Annotated in this window: 17 protein-coding genes; 4 read left to right on the top strand and 13 right to left on the bottom strand. The window is 61.2% G+C overall.

Annotated elements, in window-relative coordinates:
- The first annotated feature begins 7 nt into the window (after window positions 1-7).
- Window positions 8-466 (top strand): (2Fe-2S)-binding protein, encoded by a 459-nt coding sequence (locus tag NLN62_RS36650; RefSeq protein ID WP_035662919.1) that lies wholly within the window; start codon window positions 8-10, stop codon window positions 464-466.
- Window positions 467-481: 15 nt separating this feature from the next.
- Complete coding sequence (locus tag NLN62_RS36645; RefSeq protein ID WP_027524194.1) at window positions 482-2,854, top strand: xanthine dehydrogenase family protein molybdopterin-binding subunit; 2,373 nt, start codon at window positions 482-484, stop codon at window positions 2,852-2,854.
- A 64-nt stretch (window positions 2,855-2,918) separates the two neighbouring features.
- Here the strand turns inward: NLN62_RS36645 and NLN62_RS36640 are convergent, their stop codons facing one another.
- From NLN62_RS36640 to NLN62_RS36620, 5 genes are all read right to left on the bottom strand, one after another.
- Complete coding sequence (locus NLN62_RS36640; RefSeq protein WP_027524193.1) at window positions 2,919-6,023, bottom strand: DEAD/DEAH box helicase; 3,105 nt, start codon at window positions 6,021-6,023, stop codon at window positions 2,919-2,921.
- Between the two features lie 338 nt (window positions 6,024-6,361).
- Window positions 6,362-6,865 (bottom strand): hypothetical protein, encoded by a 504-nt coding sequence (locus NLN62_RS36635; protein ID WP_027524192.1) that lies wholly within the window; start codon window positions 6,863-6,865, stop codon window positions 6,362-6,364.
- 133 nt (window positions 6,866-6,998) lie between these two features.
- A complete protein-coding gene (locus NLN62_RS36630; protein ID WP_027524191.1) occupies window positions 6,999-8,531 on the bottom strand; it encodes an AMP-binding protein in 1,533 nt (510 codons plus the stop codon).
- 55 nt (window positions 8,532-8,586) lie between these two features.
- Entirely contained in the window at window positions 8,587-9,708 is a 1,122-nt protein-coding gene (locus NLN62_RS36625; protein ID WP_254112013.1) for a DUF5938 domain-containing protein, read from the bottom strand.
- Between the two features lie 129 nt (window positions 9,709-9,837).
- Window positions 9,838-10,641 carry an SDR family NAD(P)-dependent oxidoreductase gene (locus NLN62_RS36620; protein ID WP_254112012.1) on the bottom strand — a complete coding sequence of 268 codons (804 nt, stop codon included), beginning with the start codon at window positions 10,639-10,641 and terminating at the stop codon, window positions 9,838-9,840.
- 328 nt (window positions 10,642-10,969) lie between these two features.
- Here NLN62_RS36620 and NLN62_RS36615 point away from each other — a divergent pair, with 328 nt between their 5' ends.
- Window positions 10,970-11,608: a TetR/AcrR family transcriptional regulator gene (locus NLN62_RS36615; protein WP_254112011.1), complete on the top strand. Its 639-nt coding sequence runs from the start codon at window positions 10,970-10,972 to the stop codon at window positions 11,606-11,608.
- Between the two features lie 157 nt (window positions 11,609-11,765).
- Here NLN62_RS36615 and NLN62_RS36610 read toward each other — a convergent pair whose 3' ends face one another.
- The 5 genes from NLN62_RS36610 to iolG all read right to left on the bottom strand — a co-directional run bounded on the left by NLN62_RS36610 (window position 11,766) and on the right by iolG (window position 16,789).
- Complete coding sequence (locus NLN62_RS36610) at window positions 11,766-12,770, bottom strand: substrate-binding domain-containing protein (RefSeq protein WP_027524187.1); 1,005 nt, start codon at window positions 12,768-12,770, stop codon at window positions 11,766-11,768.
- A gap of 51 nt (window positions 12,771-12,821) precedes the next feature.
- On the bottom strand, window positions 12,822-13,925 hold the full coding sequence (locus tag NLN62_RS36605) for an ABC transporter permease (RefSeq protein ID WP_084801496.1): 1,104 nt from the start codon (window positions 13,923-13,925) through the stop codon (window positions 12,822-12,824).
- Window positions 13,915-14,655, bottom strand: a complete 741-nt coding sequence (locus tag NLN62_RS36600) for an ATP-binding cassette domain-containing protein (RefSeq protein WP_027524186.1) — start codon at window positions 14,653-14,655, stop codon at window positions 13,915-13,917. The genes NLN62_RS36605 and NLN62_RS36600 overlap by 11 nt, the downstream gene beginning before the upstream one ends.
- Window positions 14,656-14,890: 235 nt before the next feature.
- Window positions 14,891-15,700 carry an SDR family oxidoreductase gene (locus NLN62_RS36595; protein WP_027524185.1) on the bottom strand — a complete coding sequence of 270 codons (810 nt, stop codon included), beginning with the start codon at window positions 15,698-15,700 and terminating at the stop codon, window positions 14,891-14,893.
- A gap of 81 nt (window positions 15,701-15,781) precedes the next feature.
- On the bottom strand, window positions 15,782-16,789 hold the full coding sequence (gene iolG, locus NLN62_RS36590) for an inositol 2-dehydrogenase (protein ID WP_027524184.1): 1,008 nt from the start codon (window positions 16,787-16,789) through the stop codon (window positions 15,782-15,784).
- A gap of 140 nt (window positions 16,790-16,929) precedes the next feature.
- On the opposite strand from iolG, the gene NLN62_RS36585 reads away from it, so the two are divergent.
- Window positions 16,930-17,802, top strand: coding sequence for a MurR/RpiR family transcriptional regulator (locus NLN62_RS36585; protein ID WP_027524183.1), 873 nt, complete (start codon window positions 16,930-16,932; stop codon window positions 17,800-17,802).
- A gap of 40 nt (window positions 17,803-17,842) precedes the next feature.
- Here NLN62_RS36585 and NLN62_RS36580 read toward each other — a convergent pair whose 3' ends face one another.
- The 3 genes from NLN62_RS36580 to iolE form a co-directional block, all read right to left on the bottom strand.
- The gene (locus NLN62_RS36580; RefSeq protein ID WP_051389835.1) at window positions 17,843-18,916 is read right to left on the bottom strand and encodes a Gfo/Idh/MocA family protein; all 1,074 of its coding nucleotides are present in this window, start codon (window positions 18,914-18,916) and stop codon (window positions 17,843-17,845) included.
- Window positions 18,917-18,991: 75 nt separating this feature from the next.
- Complete coding sequence (locus NLN62_RS36575) at window positions 18,992-19,966, bottom strand: Gfo/Idh/MocA family oxidoreductase (RefSeq protein ID WP_027524181.1); 975 nt, start codon at window positions 19,964-19,966, stop codon at window positions 18,992-18,994.
- Window positions 19,967-20,062: 96 nt separating this feature from the next.
- Window positions 20,063-20,962, bottom strand: coding sequence for a myo-inosose-2 dehydratase (gene iolE, locus NLN62_RS36570; protein WP_027524180.1), 900 nt, complete (start codon window positions 20,960-20,962; stop codon window positions 20,063-20,065).

Below are 20,962 nucleotides of genomic sequence, written 5' to 3'. Positions count from 1 at the left end.
GATGCATATGGCTCTCAGCCTGACCGTCAACGGCGACCGGCTCGCCTCCACCGCCGATCCTGCCACCCCGCTCGTCGATATCCTACGTGAAGAACTTCATCTGACCGGCGCAAAACCGGTCTGCCGCGAGGGCTTTTGCGGCGCCTGCATGGTGCTCATCGACGGCAAGCCGACGCCCTCCTGCCTGACGCCGGCCGCGCTCGCCGATGGCTGCGAGATCCAGACGGTCGAGGGCCTTGCGACACACGGCCAGTTGAATCGCATCCAGGCCGCGCTCGACGCCAGCGATGCCGTTCAGTGCGGCATGTGCTTTCCCGGCATGGTGGTCAGTCTGACGCATCTCCTGACGACCAGACCCGACGCCACGCGCGAGGACATTCGTGCGGCGCTGACCGGGAACATCTGTCGCTGCACCGGCTACGAGCGCATCATCGATGCGACGCTGCTCGCATTGGCCACGAAATAATCGGGAGACGCTGACATGTCCGATGTTTCCGCGACCATGGATCTCCGCCGGCGCGACGCTGCCGACAAGCTCCGCGGGCGCACCCGCTACACCGCCGATCGTTATCTACCGGGCATGCTGCACGCCGCGGTGCTGCGCGCCAGCGTGCCGTCGGGCCGGATCGTCCGCCTCGATACCTCCAGAGCCGCCCGCATGCCAGGCGTGCGTGCGATCGTGACGGACGCAGACGCACCCGGTATGATGGGGATCGGCATCGCCGATCATCCGCTCTTCGCGCGCGATCTCATTCACTATGATGGCGAACCGCTGGCTGCGATTGCGGCCACCACATTGGCGCAGGCGCAAGCGGCGCTCGCGGCGATCGAGGTGGAGATCGAGCCCCTGCCCGCTGCGCTCACGATGGCTGACGCGCTGGCGCCTGATGCGCCGCTGGTCCATCCCAACTGGCGCGACTATGAGGTCCTGTTTGAAGGCGGTGCGCGCGAAGGCAACGTCGCCTGGGAGGCAACCGTCGTCCGCGGCGATGTCGATGCCGCCTTTGCCCGGCCGGACGTCGAAATCGTCGAAAGCTCGTTCCGGGTCGGCCGCCAGAACCACGTCGCGCTCGAACCGCGCGCGGTAGTCGCGAGCTACGAGGACGGGCGCTTCCATATTGAGACATCGACGCAGGCCCCTTGGGGCATCCGCAACGCCACCGCGCGCCTTCTGGGCGTGCCGGCATCGCAAGTTCGCGTCACGGTGCCGCCGGTCGGCGGTGGCTTCGGCCTGAAGTTTGATCTGGGGGTCGAACCCTTCGCCGCCCTCCTCGCCCGCGCCAGTGGCCGACCGGTCCGGCTTGTCAATTCGCGCGAGGAGGAAATGCTGACCTGCCTGTTCCGCGAGAATGCCGATATCCGGATTCGCTCGGCAGTTACGCGCGAGGGCGAGATCGTCGGCCGCGAAGCGGTCGTGCTGATGGATTGCGGCGCCTATGGCGGCGAGCAGATCTTCCTGACTACCATGACCGCGCACACGCTCGGCGGAAATTACAGGCTGGGCAGTGTGCGGCTGGTCTCACGCGCGGTCTACACCAACACCACGCCGAACGGCGCCTTCCGCTGCTGCAACGGCGTCTACAACACCTTTGCGCTCGAGCGGCATACCGACGAGATCGCGGCCAGGATCGGCATGGATCCGCTTCTCTTCCGCCGCCGCAACGTGCTCGGCGACAAGGATCTTGGCGCTACAGGCCAAGTGTTCCAAGCGGACGTGCTCGGTCCGATGCTCGACCGGATGGACACGCTGCGCGACGCGGCCACGATGCCACCCGGTCGTTCCGACGGGCGGCTCTATGGTCGTGCGACCACGGTTGGCACCTGGTTCGTCTTTGTGGGTCCGTCGGCTGCGACCGTGAACATGAATGCCGATGGCACGGCGACGTTGGTGACATCCGGTGTCGAGATCGGATCCGGCTCGATGATGCAGGCTTTGCCCCAGATCGTCGCGAGCACGCTCGGCATTGCGCCAGAGAGCGTCATCGTGCGCGCCGCCGATACGGATGCTGCCGGCTATGATGTCGGCGTCGGCGGCGGCCGCACGACCGTCTCGCTCGGCGCGGCGAGCCTGTCGGCGGCACAGGAGGTGCGCACGAAGCTATTGAAGGTCGCCTCCGACATGATCGAGGCCGCTCCCGAAGACCTTGTGATGCGCGAGGGTCGGATCGAGATCGCCGGCGCGCCCGGCTCGGGCCGCACCGTGACCGAGGTTGCGACGCGGGCCCAGGCGCTCGGCGGCCCGATCTCCGGCACGGGTGCTTTCACGGGCGCCGGCGTGCCGGCGATGCCCGGATGCGTCGCCGGCCATTTCATCGACGCGATCGACATCCCCGTCTTCGCCGTCCACGACTGCGAGGTCGCGGTCGATCCGGAGACCGGGCATGTCGAAGTACTGAACTATCGTGTGGTTCAGGACGTCGGCCGCGCACTGAACCCGCGTGCGATCCACGGACAGATTCAGGGCGGCGTCGTGCAAGGGCTGGGCTATGCCTTGCATGAAGAAGCAACCATCGGCAGCAATGGTCGGGTCTGCCAAACCGGCTTCGAAACCTACCGCGTGCCACTGGCGCTCGATGTCGTGCCCGTCGAGATCAGTCTTTACGAGGGCGCGCCCTCGATGGGACCGCTCGGGACCAAAGGTGCCGGCGAGGTACCAATTCTCAATGTCGGAGCGGCCGTCGCATGCGCTGTTGCAAACGCCACAGGAAAGCGCGTCCAAGAGCTGCCATTGACGCCGCCGCGCGTCCTCGAACTTCTGCTCGATCGGAAGCGCGACCTAGACCTTCCCCACATTGCCGAGACGTGGTCGGACAATCTTGTGCGCCCTCACAAAACTCCCCAGGGCAACGCGTAGGAATGATCTTGGCAAGAGGCTCGCAGTTCGTACATGCGTTGCGGCGGCCGGCCCGACGCCGCGATCAGTCATCCAGAGCGTCGAGAAACTCTTCGACCTTTCTCAACGCCCCCTCGCGATCCTTGCTGGTATAGACAACCCGATCGCCGTCGCGCTGCAGCGATCTCGCCCTGGACTTCCGCAGTCGTCCCGGCAGGAACGTCGCAGCTACCGCCTCCACTCCGACGTCCAGCCTTACGATACCCCGTCGCCTGCAGTCGATCCTGAGCTTTGCAGCGGCAAAGAAATCGCGGGCTGCCGGCGGCAGTTTGCCGAAACGAAGCAGGGTTTCCTCCTCCAGATCATCTAGTTCGTCGGCACTTCGGCACCTGGCCGCACGAGCGTAGATTTCCAGACGAACCGCCTCCGATTGTATGTAGCCTGGCGGCAACATGTCGACGACTGGAAGATTTAGGTCAGGTACCCACAGATCGGCAGCCCTATCGTCGGCTTTCTCCGAGGCTAATTTGAGAAGGTGGCTGTAGAGCACCGGTCCGAACACCTGCAAATGGCCCGACTGCCGCTCCGAAAGCAGGTCTCCCGCCCCTCTCAGGTCGAGATCGCGGGCGCTGATTGCAAAGCCCGCCCCAGGTCTGCTGAATTCCTCGAGAACGGCCAGCCGCTTCTCGGATCGCTCCGCGTCTGAATCTGTCAGCAAATGCGCAAACGCACGTATCCCGCTGCGCCCAACCCTTCCTCTGAGCTGATGGAGTTGCGCGAGACCGAACCTCTCAGGCCAGCAGACCACAATCGTGTTGGCCCGCGGGATATCGAGACCGCTTTCGACAATGTTGGTCGCCAGCAAAACGTCAGCGGCGCCCTCGACGAAGCTCATCATACGGTCGTCCATCTGGTCGGCGGACAACTTGCCATGAAGGCAGACTATGCGGAGATCGGGAGCCATCGAATGTACTCGCGCCAGCATCGGATCAAGATCCTGGATACGCGGACAGATCAGGAAGCTTTGCCCATGGCGCCTCTGTTCGCGCAATAGCGCCGCGACAATTGCAGCGTCGGAAAGCGGAGCGATCTTCGTGACGACCGGAAGCCGATGAACAGGCGGAGAGGCAATAACGCTGAGATCTCTGAAGCCAGCCAAACCCGCCGCGAGCGTCCGCGGTATCGGCGTGGCGCTCATCCAAAGGGCATGGATGCCCTTGGTCAGCGCTGAAAGCTTCGCCTTCTCTGCTGCGCCAAAATGCTGTTCCTCGTCGATAATAACCAGGCCAAGGTCGGCAAACTTCACATCCTTCGAGGCGAGAGCCTGCGTTCCGACCACGATTTTCAGTCTTCCGCTCTTGAGATCTTCCTTCGCCGCCCTTGCCTCGGACGTCGACGCGCCTCGAGACAGGTTTCCGACCTCGATACCGAACGGGGCAAAACGCTTGCGGAAGGTCGCGACATGCTGTCTTGCCAAGACGGTCGTCGGTACAGCCATCGCCACCTGCTTGCCGGACAGCACGACGGCAGCCGCCGCTCGCAAAGCCACCTCGGTCTTGCCGAATCCGACGTCACCGCAAATCACTCGGTCCATAGGGTGACCTGAGGCAAGATCATCCAGGACGTTCCGAATAGCTTTCGACTGGTCGACCGTCGTGAAATAGGGAAAACGCGCTACGAACCTCTCGTAGATTGAACCCGGCGGTACGAGTTTCGCGGCTCGCCGGCGGCGTCGCTGGCTGATGTGTTTCGCAAGCTGCTTGCCGGCAAGCTGAAGCTCGCGCTCCGCCTCGGTGCGCCGCGCCCACCATGTACTTCCGTCGGCCCTGTCCAGAGTCACCCCCCCGAGTTCCGACGCATACGGCCAGATCAGGGTCAGGTCGGCCGGCGGAACGAGAGCGGCATCATCTCCTGCGAATGCGAGCCTGATCATCTCGCGCGACGATACACCCCCGGTTGCTACCGTCTGCAAGCCCTCGAGCAAAGCCAGTCCTCGCTGCAGATGGACCACCACTGAGCCCACCTCCGGCACATCAGCGTGGTCGAAGGCAGCATTCCAGACTCTGGCCATGGGTTGTGGATGATGGGCCCGGCTGCCGAGCACGTCCGACGCCGTCACGACGACAAGAGGTTTCCGGCCAGATTCGACAAATCCAGTATCGAAGTCGGCCAATAGCGCCGCAGCGCGATTGCATCCGGCCGTCGCCTTGCTCCAGTCGGAAAAGCGCTCGGCTTTGACCCCGCTCATCCGTTCCAGGGTGCGCAGATCTTCATCCAGCGCAGCAACAAACATCAGCTGCGAACCGGCGCGTCGCGTCTCGTCGACGAATGTACGCAGAGCTTTCCTTGGCGAAGCGACCTTCGAAAACTCCGGCGTGGGAGTGAAGGGTGCCTTTTGGGGCAGCACATGCATCCGCTTGGTCGCTGCCTTCCAATCGCGCCGCCCAAGGTATTCGCGCTCTCGGTCCGTGCGACCGGCCGCCTCCTCGATCGTGCTCAACCAGCCGTCGGCGTGCCCTGGAACCATAGTATCCGCAATCCACTTGGCTTGCCCGCAATAGTCGAACAGATTGCAGCGTTTGCTGCGCTTGTTCCCATACGCAAGGCGCTCCGACATGGGATCGATGATGAGCTCCTTCGCTTCGAATAGAACCTCCTGCTCTACCGGATTGAACGCCGAAATCCGGCGTATCACGTGGCCGGAATGCTCCACCCGGAATGGACTAAGTGCCCCGGCGGGAAATATCTCGAATGTCTTCCCGTGAAACAACGCGCCGCCGGGGTAGTCCGCCTCGTCATCGAGGTCGTAGCCGAGTGCCTCAAATCGCGACTTGAGGTGCTGTTCGGAGAAGGTGGTGCCCACCTTTAGACGCTCAATTAGGCGGGACCAACTCGTCGGCGTCGGCAGGCGCTCCATCACGGCCTCTGCCGTGGACACCAGCAGGATCGGCTTCTCGGGCTTCGCAAGGCGCCTCAAGACCGAACTGCGTCGACCTGCGATCTCGTGCGATGGCTCCAACTGATCGAACGGCAGCGTATTCAGACGCGGAAAGACAAGCACGTCGCACGAGGGATCGAGTGCATGAATAGTAGCCCCCAGCCGCTCGGCCCTGTTCTCGTTCTCAGCGAGAAAGACGAGACCCTTGCGCCCAGACTTCCTCCATTGCGCCAGCAGATGGAGAGCCAACATGCCGAGCGGAGACGAAGAAGAAATCGCAGTCCGCGGCGCAGGACTTTTTCGCTTCTTTGCACGGTTGGCGACACGCGCCTTACTGGAACGACCCACGTTGATCCCGTCGTTGACTCGCCATCAGCTTAAGCTCATGGCCATGATTTTTTCGATCGATCCAGCCCGTGTGCTCGCAGATTGCTTTACGCCCGCCTCGATACACAAGTTCCGTCACTTGCCCACATTTCCCCGATCGGCCCGTCGCGCACTGATGTCGACGGCAGGCTCTGAGGATGCTCCCACGACAGGCGCAAAGCGAGCATTCGTCGGGCGCAGAGGCCCCTCGGATTTGTTCGACGTTACGAACTGAATCCTGCATGACGATCTTTAGAGGACTCGTTCAGAAGGCCAGCAAGCCGGAGGCCTTCCAAAATGCCTTCCAGCCGCTGCTCCCGGATCAACGCGGCAAGCATTGAAACGGCGTCTCCCTGATGGACGGTGAAGTGAACGGCAGGCGATCGCCCAGAAAGGAGAGCCAAGAGATTCGGCACGTCCGCTACGTGATGTCGCAAGGTGGAAACCGTGTCCTCTGCGAGGTAGGCGGCCAGATCTCCACTGGGTGGCGGATCGAAATCGAAGTCGCACTTCGCGCGTTCATTGATCGATTGTCGTATCAGCCCACTTTGCTGTTTTGCCGCCATCGAGAGCATAAAGACCGCATCGGCGAGCTTCTCCCGCGGCACGTTTCTCAATTGAGCAATGCGCGCCTGGATATCCTTGCCGGAACTATCGTCTCGGTCGTTTCGTTGCTGCACCAACCGCGCATCATGCGCGCGCGAGCTTTTCTTCCGCCTTCGAAACATTGTGATGCTCTCCGGCGACGATATATCCCGGAGAAACAGTCAAATGGAAGCGCAAAATTGCGCGCCACGAGATTCGTGGTACCAAACGAGAAGGTCTACACGCAGGTATTGGTACGGTTTGAGCGAGCGCAGCTCATCCCGAGCCTTGCAGCAGCTTGGCGCGGACATCGGCCTTCAGCACCTTGCCAACCTTCGAGCGTGGCAGGTCGTTCCAGACCTCGATCTGCTTTGGCGTCTTGACGCTGCCAATGCGGGCCTTGACGAAGGCGGTAACGGCAGCCGCATCGACACTTTGGCCTGGTCGCGGCTGAACCACCGCAACCACGCGCTCGCCCCACTTGGAGTCGGGTAGACCCACGACGGCACAGTCCTGGATAGTCCCGATCGCCCGCAGCGCGTTTTCGACCTCGACGGAATAGACATTGAAGCCGCCGGTAATGATCATGTCCTTGGCGCGATCGACGATATAGAGGAAGTTGTCGGCATCGAGATAGCCGACATCGCCGGTATGATGCCAGCCATGGGCCGAGGCCTCTGCGGTGGCCTCGGGATTCTTGTAGTATCCAGCCATCACCAGCGAACCCCGCACCACGATTTCGCCGCGCTGCCCGCTCGGCAGGAGATTGCCGTCGCCATCCATGATGCCGACCTGGACGAGCGGGGTTACCCGGCCTGCTGACGACAGCCGCTCGACGGCGATCGAACCATCTGCATTGAAATGCTCGTCCGGCGCCATGGTCGAGATCATCATCGGTGCTTCCGTCTGCCCGAACAATTGCGCCATCGGCCCGATGCGCTGCAACGCTTCCGCCAACCGTGAGGCCGAGATCGGCGCCGCGCCGTACCAGAAGCACTGCAGCGAGCCGAGGTCGGCGCTGTCGAGCCGGGGATGATCGAGCAGCATGTAGATCACGGTCGGCGGCAAAAACGTGTGAGTGACGCGATAACTCTCGATCAGGGCGAGGAATTCGCCGATATCGGGGTGATGCATGATGACAATCCGTCCGCCGAGCGCCATCACGGGAAAGCACAACACGCCCGCGGCATGCGTCAGCGGCGCCAGCGCGAGGTAGGTCGGACGCCCCTTGAACGGGTAGCTCATCAACGTCAGCGCGGTCATCGTCTCGATGTTTCGATCCGACAGCATCACCCCCTTGGGTTTCCCGGTGGTGCCGCCGGTGCCGGGCAACATGACGAGGTCGCCGACCGGTTCGCGCTGAAAATAGCCGATGTCATCGGACAGCCAGGCGTCGAACGATTCGGCGAACGGCAATGCAGCGTCAAGACACACCAACGCCCGCAGCTTCGGCAGCTTCGGGCGGATCTTCTCCACCATCCCGGCGAAACTGGAATGAAACAGCAGCAGGCTGCAGTCGAAGTCATCGAGGATGAACTGGTTCTCCGCCGCCTCGTTGCGCGGATTGACCGGACACCAGACCGTACCCGCGCGGGAAATGCCGAACACGCAAGCAAACGCGAGCGGATCGTTGCCCGATAGGACGGCGACCTTGTCGCCGGCGACGATACCGGACCGCTCAAAGCTGCGAGCGATCCGGTAGCTCAGCCGCTGCACGTCGGCGTAGCTTAGGTCGCGGCCGTCCATGGTCAGGCATGGCGCGTCCGCACCCAGCGAGGCACCCTTGTCGAGATAGTCGATCAGCCGCATGGCCGCCTCCGCGCGAAGAGAGGTCGGCGCGGACCATGCCGCGCCGGCCAAACCATCAATTGTGGATGGTCAGGATCGGGTTCATCACCAGGCCGAAGCTACGCAGCTGGCCGAGCAATTCGCGATGTCCGAACGCCTGGCAACCCGACGCGAAGCCGACCTTCTTCGGCGCGGTCTGCAGCAGCGAGAACGCGGCATAAGCCTGCAGCATTCCAGTCTGCTTGTAGTTGCAGTTGCCGTGGATCACACAGTGCGCGCGACCAAGCGGCCCGGAGGCGTAGACCGAGTCGATCGAGGTGTTGATGCGCGGATTCTCCCGTGGCGGCATTGCCGCCTGAATGGTCGCGGCGATGTCGGCGAGAGCCTTCTCCTGCTGATCAGGCGGCAGCGGTTTGATTTTCTCCTTCACCATCTGAGTGGTCTGAACCACCCCCTCCATGACGGGACGCGCGAGAACGCCGCCAAGCACACGGCAATTGGAGACACGCGGATCGTTCTTGAACCAGACCGGATGCGCGGTGCCGCCCCATGGCACAGCAATGGCGGTTTCGTGCTGGCCCGGGACCACGACGTCGGCGCGAGCGGTGACGTCCCATTCGACGAACTTGTTTTGTTCGAGATAGTACCAGTTCGCCTTCAGGATCGTGAAGATTGTCTGGGTCGAGGCGTAGGTCGGAAGGCCCTTCCAGAACACCAGGATGTCAAGCGTGTCGAGGCCGGGGTGTTCGAGACAGATGTTGGCGGCGATTTCGCCGGTCGTATACATCTGCGCGATGTTCGGTGCGAGCAACAGGTTTCTTGCCGCGTATTTATCGCCCCATGTCTCCTGACACTTCAGCACCCAGTCCTGTTCGCCGGTCGTATCGCTGTAGTGGCAGCCGGCGTTGAGGCAGGCCTCGACGACTTCATTGCCGTATTTGATGAATGGGCCGACCATATTGCTCACCACTTTCGCGCCTCTGAACAGCTTGGTCAGCGCTTCGACGCTGTGCTCGACCCCGACGACCTCGTAGTCGGCGGTCTCGATGCCGGGGATCTTCTCGACGACGGCCTTTACCTTCGCGGCATCGCGGCCCGCGGCGATGAAGGGAATGTTGTACTCCCGCAGATATTCGCAGACCAGCCGCCCGGTATAACCGGACACGCCATAGACGACGACGGGGCGCTTTTCACTCATGTTGAATCCTCCAGATGATTTTGCGTTTTGATTTGGATCGCAGTTGAGCCGGCCGCGACCTGGCCATGCGTCTCCGTTCCGAAAGGCGATTGCTCCCCGGCGACGTAGGTCAGGTCGAAACGAGCGGCACTACATGCCCATGCCGCCGTCGACCGGCAGCCCGGCTCCCGTGATGAAGCGGGCCTCATTGGAGCAGAGGAACACGGCCGCGTCGGCAATGTCGCCGACCTCGCCGAGCCGGCCGAGCGGCGTCTGCTCAACGACCGAGGCGACGGCGGCATTGGGATCCGGAGCGAGCCCCACCTTCACGATGTCGCCGGCAAGCTGCATGCCCATGTCGGTCGGCACCAGCCCTGGATAGAGACAGTTGACCCTCACGCCGTAGCCAAGCTTGCCGGCCTCCATGGCCGCAACCCGCGTCATGCGGTCGACTGCAGACTTCGTGCCCGAGTACCCTGCGATGGCCGGAAACGCGATGGTGGCTGCGACGGACGCAATGTTGACGATCGCCCCGCCTGCCCCGGCCGCGCCGCCGGGACGCATCGCGCGGAACGCGTGTTTCATGCCGAGCCCGACCCCGACGATGTTCACGTCGCACATGCGACGCAGGTCCTCGGCCCGCACATCGATGATAAGCGAGGTGATCTCGATCCCGGCATTGTTGATGAGGATGTCGTAGCCGCCGAGTGTGGAAACTGTGGCCGCCACCGCCCTTTCCCATTGCTGATCATCGGTGACGTCCAGCTTCACAAATCCGGTCCTCACGTCCGATTTCGCGATCGTCCCGGCAGTGTCCTTGCCGACGTCCTCAAGGATATCGGCGATCATGATTGCCGCACCCGCATTCGCCAGGGCTTGTGCAATCGCGGCGCCGATACCCCGCGCGCCTCCGGTTACCAGGGCTTTTTTGCCCGCAAGTGTCTTCCCACTCATGACGTCTCCTCCGTTGCTTGTTTTGATTGAAGGCGGCGGATCGCCGCGAGGCTCTGGACGACGCTCTCTCTGCCGCGCCGGTTCCGGTGCAGCAGATGATCAATGAGGCGGCCTGCTTGCGCTTCTTCTCCCCCTTTTTCCCTCTTGGGCATTCTTTTACAGCTGTCAAAACCGATTTTGACAATTGTTTAGTCTTGCTTTGACGATTGTCAAGAAATTCCTTGACGGTTGTCAAAATTCTTGGTGCAGCTAGAGTCGGCCCGTCTGAAGGAGGCGCGAATCGTCTTCGCTTCCCGGGGCGACAGAGCAAGACGAGGAATTGACGTCGATGGCGCAGCAGGTGGCGAGTGCAAGGAAGCGCGTTTTGGACGCGACCGAGGCGCTCAAGGAAGAGAAATTCAATGCGCGCCGGCTCGAACTCGCCGAAGCCGCGCTCGAGACGCTTGGCGAGCTAGGCTACGCCCGCACCTCCTTGCGTGAAATCGCACAGAATTCAGCGTTTACGCATGGGGTCTTTCACTACTACTTCCGTGACAAGACGGATCTGATCTGCTGCTGCGTCAGCCACTACAAGGCCAAGTGCGTGACCCGCTACGATCAGGTCACCGCCGGTGCGCAAAGCCGCGAGGAGCTGATGGAGGGCTTTCTCGCCAAACTCGCCGAAACCCTCCGCAAAGAGGCGCGCATGCACCGCCTCTGGTACGATCTGCGCGCCCAGGCGCTGTTCGAGGACGCCTTCCGCAAGGACGTCGTCGAAATCGACAAGAGCCTCGAAAACATGGTCTGGCGGATCGCCTCGCGCTATGCGGAACTAGGCGGCAAGCGCCCAGCGGTCTCGGCCGGTGTGCTCTACGCGCTGTTCGACGGGCTGTTTCAGAATGCTCTGCTCAAGTTTTTATCGAAGGACGACGGCGCGATTCCCGAATTGCTGGAAGAGGTTCGGCGGCTACTGCCAACCATTTGCTGAACGGCTTTGACTGCAGGTGACATGCTGACGTTGCCTGCGGCGCTCGCCAAAAAGCGGGCAGAAGATCAGGTACGACTGCCCCCCAAACGGCTCGCGGCCGCATCGTTGTGGAAGGTCAGCGGGCTAGGCTTTCTAGCCCGCTGCCGTCACACACGAACTACTTGGCGATACAGGTATCGACGGTCTTGATTGTGCAGACGTCGAGGCCGGTAAATGTCGGATCTTTAGGCGGAGCCTTGCCTTCCTTGACGTCCTTCAAGGCGAACATGGTTTTGTAGCCCATTTCGAACGGACGCTGCCCAACCTGGCCGAGCGACAGCCCCTCCTTCATCTGGTCGATCTGAACCGGCAGCGTGTCGGCAACCACCAACGCCAGGTCCTTCTTGGCGATCTTGTCCTTGAAGGGCGCGACCGCAGCGCGGTTGGCGTCCGGCACGAATTGCGGGAAGCCGCCCGTCGGCGTGAATGCGTCCAAAGTCGGGTTCTTTGCCATGATGTCCTGGAATTGTTGCACCGACAGAGGGAAATCGTCGTTGGTGTAGAGCGGGCAGCCGTCGATCTCCTTCCAGCCATTCTGTCCAGTCAGCCGTTCCCCGGGCGATTGGGCAGACTCCTTGCCGGCAAGCGTGTCACGGATACCCTTCATGCGCTCGTTGTGGTTTGCTGCAGCTGCGCCGCCGGACTGGATACAGATCGTGCCGCCCTTCGGCTTGATGGTCTGAACGATCTTGGCGATGTTGACGCCAATCTCGTAGTTGTGGGTGCCAATATAGGCAAGACGGAGCTCCTTATTCTCAGGGAGAACGTCGGAGTCCCAGGTCAACACGGGAATGCCGGCGCCCTTGGCGGCCTGCAGCGCAACGGCCATCGCTGCCGCGTTGGCCGGTGCCACGGCAATTCCGTCCACCTTCTTGGCCACGAGGTCCTGCACGATCTGCACCTGCTCCTCGCCGCCGCCATGCTCTCCGGGGCCGATATACATGCACTGGAAGGCGCCCTTGGACTCGGCTTCCGCCTTCTTGCAGCCGTCCCGCGCCTGATCGAAGAACGGGTTGTTCATATTCTTGGGAACGAGCGCAAAGGTGAACTTCTGCTGCGCGCAGGCCTGTCCTCCCATGAGCGCTGAAAACGCCACGGCGGCCATCAATAGATGTTTATGCACGTTTCTCCTCCCTCTTTGTTGATTCCAAGTCTCCGAACTACCATCGGATTCCTAACTACGCTTCCACGCGACCCACTCGCGGATCGTCGCAACAAGCGACGTTCCGCTCGTCTGCATGCCGAGAAGCACGGCAATGACGATGAACATGCCAACGAAGGCGCCCTGCCAGTTCGAGTCGATGCCGGCCATCAGAAGCGCGTTGCGGATCACCTCGAGGAAGGCCGAGCCTATCACTGCACCGAATGCGGTTCCGTAGCCGCCCATCAGGTTGGCACCGCCGATGACGGTGCCGGCGATGACTCGAAGCTCGTAGCCCGTCCCCATCGCGTTGATGGCCGAGCCGCTGTAGCCGAGGAGCAGCAGCGAGGCGATCGAGGCCGTGAATGACGAAAACACGTACGCCTGGAATTTTATCCAGTCGACCGACACGCCGGTCAGGCGCGCGGCGTTCTCGTTGGAGCCAATCGCATAGAGGTGACGCGCCCACGCCGTAAAGATGAAGATGGCGCCGAGGATGAGGGCAAGGATCACCATCACCCAGAAATGGGAGGAGAGCTCCGGAAACCAGCGTGGCGCCCAGCCGGCTGGCGCATGGAGCGGCCATTTCGCCTGGCCGATCGCCCTGACGATGGGCGCGTCCGGACCAAACTGATACAGCATCTGGTTGCCGGAGAGCACGACGGCAAGCGAGCGGGCGATCGACAACATGCCGAGCGTCACGACGAAGGACGGCATGCCAATATAGGCAACGAAGAAGCCGTTGAAGGCTCCGCACGCCAATCCCGCCAAGAGCCCGGCTGCAAAGGCGACGTACCAGGAATGATGCCCGGTCAGCAGCAACCCTGTGACAATGGCAACGAGCCCCATCACCGAGCCGACGGACAGATCGATGCCGCCCGTGATGATGACCACGGTCATGCCGAGGCTCATGATCGCAAGCGGAGCGAAGTTGCGCGTAATGTTCGTTACGTTGTCGGCTGTTCCGAAGCTCGGCTCCAGCCAGGTCATGAAGATCACCAGAGCCAGGAGTGCGGCCGCGACCCAGAATGCCTGACTGGTCATCATTCGCTGGAAGGTCGTCTGCTCGCGAATGCTGACGACGTCACTGATTGCGGCGTGCGTTTCTTCTATCGCTTTGGCGGAACTAGGCTTCACGGATCGCCCCCGTAATCAGGCCGGTGATCTGCTCCGGCGAGGTCGCTGCAGTTTCCTTGTCGGCCACTTTTGAGCCGCGCCGGAGCACAATGATGCGATCGCAGACGGTAAAAACGTCGGGCATGCGGTGGCTGATCAGCATCACCGATACTCCGCGAGATTTCAGCCGGCGGATGAGCTCGAGCACCTCGGCGACCTGTCGCACAGAAATGGCCGCGGTCGGCTCGTCCATCAGGACTAGCTTGGCATTGGACAATCGGGCTCGGGCAATCGCAACAGCCTGCCGCTGTCCCCCTGACATCTTCTTCACGAGATCCCGGGGCCGCGTTTCCGATTTGAGCTCGGCGAAGAGCTCGCCGGCACGCCTGATCATCGACTGCTTGTCGAGGATGCGGAACGGCCCAAATCCTTTCTTGATTTCGCGGCCGAGGAAGACGTTCTCCGTGGCCGTAAGGTTGTCGGCCAGCGCGAGTTCCTGATAGACAACTTCGATGCCCTCAGCCCGGGCTTCGATCGGCCTGTGGAAATGGCATGCCTTGCCATCAACGACAATGGCGCCCTCGGTCGGCGGGAAGTTTCCGGCAATCAGTTTCACCATGGTCGATTTGCCGGCGCCGTTGTCGCCCATCAGCCCGACCACCTCCCCTGGATCGACCGAAAAGCTGACGTCGTGCAGTGCACGAATGGCACCAAAGCTCTTCGAGATGCTTCGCACATCAAGTAAAGCCACACGTTCCCTCCATCGTGCGGTGGCAGCTCTATCCGGCCACTTCACCTCCCCGATCTGCGCAATTAATATTGCACAAAACGCAGTCTCGCAACGTCTATTTCATGTGGCGGGCGGTGCCCTTGCAGTGGACATTATTGCGGCTCGACCAGAAAGCGCGGAAATCGGGAGTGTGGCTTGCTCGGCGCGATGCCGTACCCGCGCCCGCAACCTTACGGAGCCCTTCGCCTCGAACGTCTCAGAGCGGTGCTTCCGGGTGCGGCGACGTATCGTAGGCGCCCCAGATACTTTGATCGAAGTTGATCGTGGCTCCCGTCATCATTCCGGACTCATCGCAGGACAGGAATGCAACAGCGCGCGCAACCTCGATGGGATCGAGCAATCGGCCGAAGGGCTGCCGCGCGGCGACTTCTTCGAGCCAGTTCGCCGACCGGCCATGGTAGACCTGCTGCGTGTTGAATTCGCCTTCCGAGGCCATCCAGCCAATATTGAGACCATTCACGCGGATGCGGTTGCGCAGCAGCGCATGGGCCGTATTGCGCGTCAGCGTGTCGAGCGCGCCCTTCGATGCGCAATAAGCAGCAATGAAGGATTGGCCGCCCATCGCCGACATTGAAGAGATATTGACGATTGTGCCCTGCACTCTGTCACGGCGCATGAGCTTGATCGTATTTTGCATCAAGAAAAAGGGCGCACGCGTATTGACGGCGAAGATCTTGTCAAACAGTTCGGGGCTTGTATCGATGATAGTGCCGCGGCTTGTGTCACCGGCGGCGTTCACAAGCGCGTCGACGCGCCCGAAGGCCTTGTCCGCCTCAGCCACGACTCTGGCGCAATCCTCGATCTTCGTGAGGTCAGCGCGCACAAACACGACTGCTGCGCCTGTGGCTGTGGCGATTGCATCGGCCCTTGCCCGCCCCTTCGTCTCGTCACGACCGCACGTTACGATGCCTTTGGCACCACGCTCGGCGAAGAGTTTGGCGATGGCGGCACCGAGCCCCTGCGTACCGCCCGTGACGATCGCGATCTTTCCACGCATCGATGTCATGCAAGTCCTCCAAGAGTTGGTGGAGTGCTGTCTGGCTTGCCCTACTGCTGCTCGACGTCCGCAAGCACGTCCCAGTCGACGTCATGCGATATCGCGGACCTCGACCTTCTTGCCGGTTCTGGCCGACTCGACGGCAGCCTCCGCGAGCATGAGCGCGCGGTAACCGTCGTCGAAAGTCGCCTGGGTTGGCCGACCATCACGAATAGCGGCAATGAATGCGGCGATCTCGGCTTCGTAGGCCTCGGCGTAGCGCTCGATAAAGAAGTTGAGGTAGGGTTCGGCCGCTTCAGTCGTGGTCGCGCCGTAACACTTCAGCTCGTGTGCCTTCTTGTTGTCCGAGATGACCATCCCCTCGCTGCCAAACAGCTCGATCCGCTGATCGTAGCCGAAGCTTGCACGTCGAGAGTTATTAATATGGCACAGCTTTCCGTCAGCGGTACGCATGATCACCATTATGGAATCGAAGTCACCGAACTCCGATCCAATGGTGGGATCAACAAGCGCGCTGCCGGTCGCGAAGACCTCGGTCGGCTCGTCGTTCAACATGAAACGCGCCACGTCAAAATCGTGGATCGTCATGTCACGGAAGATTCCACCCGAGACCGCGGTGTAACCTCGGGGTGGCATCCCGGGATCACGCGACGTGATAACGACCTGCTCAAGTTTTCCGATCTTGCCGGCGATACAGGCGTCGCGCGCAGCTCTGTGCCCGGGGTCGAAGCGGCGATTGAAGCCAATCTGGATTGGTACGTTGCAGCCATCAATGGCCTTGCGGCATGCTCGCACCCGATCGAGACTGAGGTCAATCGGCTTCTCGCACAAAATCGCCTTGCCGGCCTTTGCCGCGAGCTCGATCAGATCGGCATGCATGGCCGTCGACGTCGCAATCAGGACTGCGTCGGCCTTACCAATCGAGTCTTCCGCACTTGTCGATATCCCGCAACCATGCGCTCTGGCGACCGCTTCGGCGGCAGTTGTGTTCGGATCGAATACCGTCTCCAGGCTCGCTCCGTCCGCCTTGGCAAGATTCCGGGCATGCAAGACGCCAATGCGCCCGCAGCCGAGCAATGCGAATTTGATCGCCACCATTTCCTCCCACCGACGAGTGCTCGAATTGCTTGCAAGGGTTATTGCGAATATGCGAAAGTGTCAATAATTGTTCGCTGACGCCGTCAATGATTCTGCTGTGCCACCAGCACACGATGAAACCAATGTTGAGAGCACCTTAAATGCAGGACGTGAAGACACCGGAAGACTATGAGGAATTGATCCGTGTCATCCACGATCGCTACGATGGCATGAGCAAGTCCTACCAAAAGATAGCCGTCTATCTGACCCAGAACCCGAATGATGTCGCGGTCCTGTCGGTGAATGCCATCGCCGATCGCTGCGGCATCCATGCTTCGAGCTTCGTGCGCTTCGCCCAGTCACTTGGCTATGAAGGTTTCAAAGAGCTTCAGGCGTTGTTTCAACGGCGCTTGTCAACCGCAGCCCCGGGTTTCGAGGCGCGCATTAAAGCTCTGGAAATCGAGTTGGGCGCCCGCGCCGATCGTAGCGAAGTCGGTTTCCTGCGCGACCTGGTCGTCCGTGACATTGCCTCCCTTCAGGACATGCTCGCGGACATTTCTCCAAAAGCTCTCTCGGAAGCGGTGAGCCTCCTTGAGAGAGCCGACTCGGTTTTTCTGATCGGGCAACTACGTTCAGCGCCCGTAGTTGAATTCCTTCGCTACATATTGACCATGCTGGGCAAACGTTGCGTGTTGCTCGACGCAGGCGGCGGACTTGCTACGCACATCGCGCGTACGATCCGCAAGAAGGACGTACTCGTTGCGGTGTCGTTCCGCTTCTACGCAAACGAGGTTGTCAACGTTGTGGAGGAAGCCGGGCGCAATGGCGTTCCCATCATTGCGATGTCGGATAGCACGCTGTCGCCGCTGGCCAAGAGCGCTCGCGTTCTGTTCGCGGTTCCAGAGCATGAGTACACGTTCTCGCGTTCCCTCGCCGCTCCGATGTGCCTTGCACAGGCTTTGACGGTAGCGCTGGCCGCGAGACTGCAGAAAAACGACGTCAATCCGCGGATACCAACGGTTACCGGTAAGTAGAATGAATCGAGGTCAATGACGCGCCGAGGCAAGTAGCGCCTCAGAAAACCAGTCGTCGATCGGTTACGGGGGTGACTCGCACCATGTCGGGCGTTGGATGGCGGGCTCGTGGACGGGACGTTATGATTTGCGGTTGTCCGGTCAGGGTAGCCGTCTCAATTGCGAACAGCGTGCGCAAGTCCGCCAACCCCTCCTCGCCATCAGACTCGGGCGGCGTTCCAGCCTTGATGCAATCTGAAAAATATTCCACCTGCGCGCCAAAATGGTCGATTTGCGGAAACTGGGTTTCGCTGACGTCGCCGTCGCGGCGCAGGCGCAATTTTGTTGCAGTCTCGAACCTGAAACCGGGATCGAGTTCGAGATCGCCCGCCGTTCCGACGACCCGATAAGCGTCGACGGCAGCCGCCCCGAAGCTGGCGACGAATTGCGCCAAACCGCCCGAAGGGAAACGCAGCAAGGCTGCGACCGACGCCTCCACCTCGCCAAAACGCGGGTCATCGTTCGGTCGGTGCGCCATGGCCATCGCCTCGATCGGCTCCTCAGCAAAGATATGACGAGCCGCATTCACGCAATAGACACCGATGTCCTGGAGCGGTCCACCCCAACTCGTAGCTTTCAGTCTGTGGTTCCCTGCCGCCGCCTGGAAACTGAAAACCGATTGAAAGAAAAGCGGCCTGCCGATCGCGTCGTTACGGATGTGTTCGAGAACCGCGACAGTTCCGGGTTCGTTGTGGAGCCTATACGCGGTCATCAGAAACACGCCGGCTTCCCGTGCAGCAGCGATCATGGCGAGAGCATCTTGTTCGCTTGTCGCCAATGGCTTCTCGACCAGGACGTGTTTGCCGGAACGAGCCGCGCGAATAGCGTAGTCCGCATGCAAATGGTTGGGCAGAGCAATATACACCGCATCGACGTCAGAGCCTTTCAAAAGGGCATCGTATCCGTCGTAGTCGACGATCTGGCCAACACCATGGAAATCCGCCAACCGGGCGGCCTTGTCCCGATCGCCGGTCACGATCGCGGTAACCTTTGAGTTTGCGGACTGTCCGACCCCCGGCAAGAACGCTTGCTGCGAAATCCAGCCCGCGCCGACGACTGCATACCTGATCATCATTTCCTCTCCCGGGATCGTGTTGGATTGCGTGATAGGCTGGTCGAACTCCCTGCAGTCTCGCTCGCTTGCCATCTGTCAGTCATACAGCGGGGGACGTGGTCCATATTTCAGGGTTGCCACACCATTTCCAGCAAGTGCCTCAGCGACTTGCTCAGCGATGGCTGAGGCGACATAGCCATCCCACGCGCTCGCTCCGACCGAAGTGCCGGCTTTCACGGCGCTGACCCATTCGGCCATCTGCCTGCAGTACGCCTCCTCGAACCGCGGCACCCAATTGTCCGGATACGCAAGACCTCCGGCTCTGTCTCTGTTCAACAGCGTGAGCGATGCCGGAGCCAGCGATATCGTGCCTTGCCGAGCCACTAACTCGACATGGACGTGATAGCCGTAGCTGGCGTTCACGAAAACTTCGGTCGAAACAATCTCGTCTTTGTCGGTCTTCATCGTGATCATGAGGGGTTCGCCGCCGGGCCCCGCCTCCACGCGCGCAGAAACCATCTCCGACCCCAAAAGCCAACGGCTGATGTCGATCTCGTGGACGAACGAATTCGTGATCGCCATCGAACCATCGAACCACTCAGGCGCGCGAACGTTTCGGTGCACGTTGTGCAACAACGCGGGTCCGCCCAATTCACCGGTGTCTTTGACGCGCTTGATCTCCCGATAGCCGGGGTCGAACCGGCGCATGTATCCGACCTGGATGAGTCTGTGACCCAAAGCGACTTCGGCCCGCACCACTTCTAGGGCATCCGCTGCTGAGGACGCCAAGGGCTTTTCACAGAGAACAGGCTTCCCCGCCCTAATGCAGGCTAGCGTCAGCGCCGCATGTGTGGCGTCGGGAGATGCAATCACTATGGCGTCGATCTGATCCGACGCGATCAACGATTGAGGATCCGAAAAGACGGTTGCTCCAGCGGCCACTGCCTGCGCCCGAGCCGCGTCGGCATCACAAATCCCGGCAAGATGTGCACCGGGGGTCTCGTGTCGGAGTATCCGAGCATGCTCGGCGCCCATTACACCTGTCCCGATGACTCCTATCCCGATGCTCATTTCATCTTCCCTCCCGACTTCGCGCCGGGATGACCCACCGGGACAGGGCGAGACCCGCGCGCTTCTTCGAGTACGGCGACATCCGATCGGTACGGTTCATTGTACGACCTCGTATCCAGCAGAGGCCATCAAGCTCATCAGTTCCGCGTGGCCCTTCTTGGCCATTTCGAGCGGGGGACTGATCTTCGGATCTTGCTCCGCCTCGACGACGAACCAGCCCTCGTAGCCGTAGGACGCGAGGCGGGCGATGATCGCAGCGAAGTCGAGCGAGCCGTCGCCCGGCACGGTGAACGCCCCTTTCGCCACCGCGTCGAGGAAACTCTCCCGTTTCCGGTCGAGCTTGTCGATGACGCTGCTGCGGACGTCCTTGGTATGAACATGGCTGATGCGGGAATGATGTTTGTCGATGACACGCAAAACATTGCCGCCGGCAAAAGCCATGTGGCCAGCGTCGAACAACAGCGGTAACGCCTCACCAGAATTCGCCATGAGCAGATCGAGTTCAGCTTCGGTCTCGATCGCCGCAGCCATGTGGTGATGGTAAGCGATCGGCATTCCCTGCCCGGCACACCACTCGGCGAAAACCGTCATCTTGCGTCCATAGGCCTTCATCTCCTCGTCCGAAAGCCTTGGTTTGGTATCGAGCGGCGCGGAGCGAATGCCCTGGATTGAACGCGCGGTCTCCCCGTAGACAATGCAAGGCGCCTTCGCTGCAATGAAGAAATCCATCTGGGCGCGAACGCGGTCCTTTTCCCGCTCGATGTCACCGTCGAGCAGGAGACCAGAGAACCAGCCGCCGCAGATGGAGATGCCAAACCGGGCGAGGATCGGCCCGAGTTCCTCCATATTCATGGGGAAGCGCCGTCCGGTCTCCATTCCCGTAAAACCGGCAACACTCGCCTGGCGCAAGCACTCCTCCAGACTGACGTCATCGGACAGCTCCGCAAGATCGTCGTTCCACCACGCGATGGGAGCAATTCCGAGTTTCGCTTTCAT

The sequence above is a fragment of the Bradyrhizobium sp. CCGUVB23 genome (genome assembly GCF_024199885.1).
Classification (GTDB): domain Bacteria; phylum Pseudomonadota; class Alphaproteobacteria; order Rhizobiales; family Xanthobacteraceae; genus Bradyrhizobium.
This window is presented reverse-complemented; position numbering and strand designations above follow the sequence as displayed.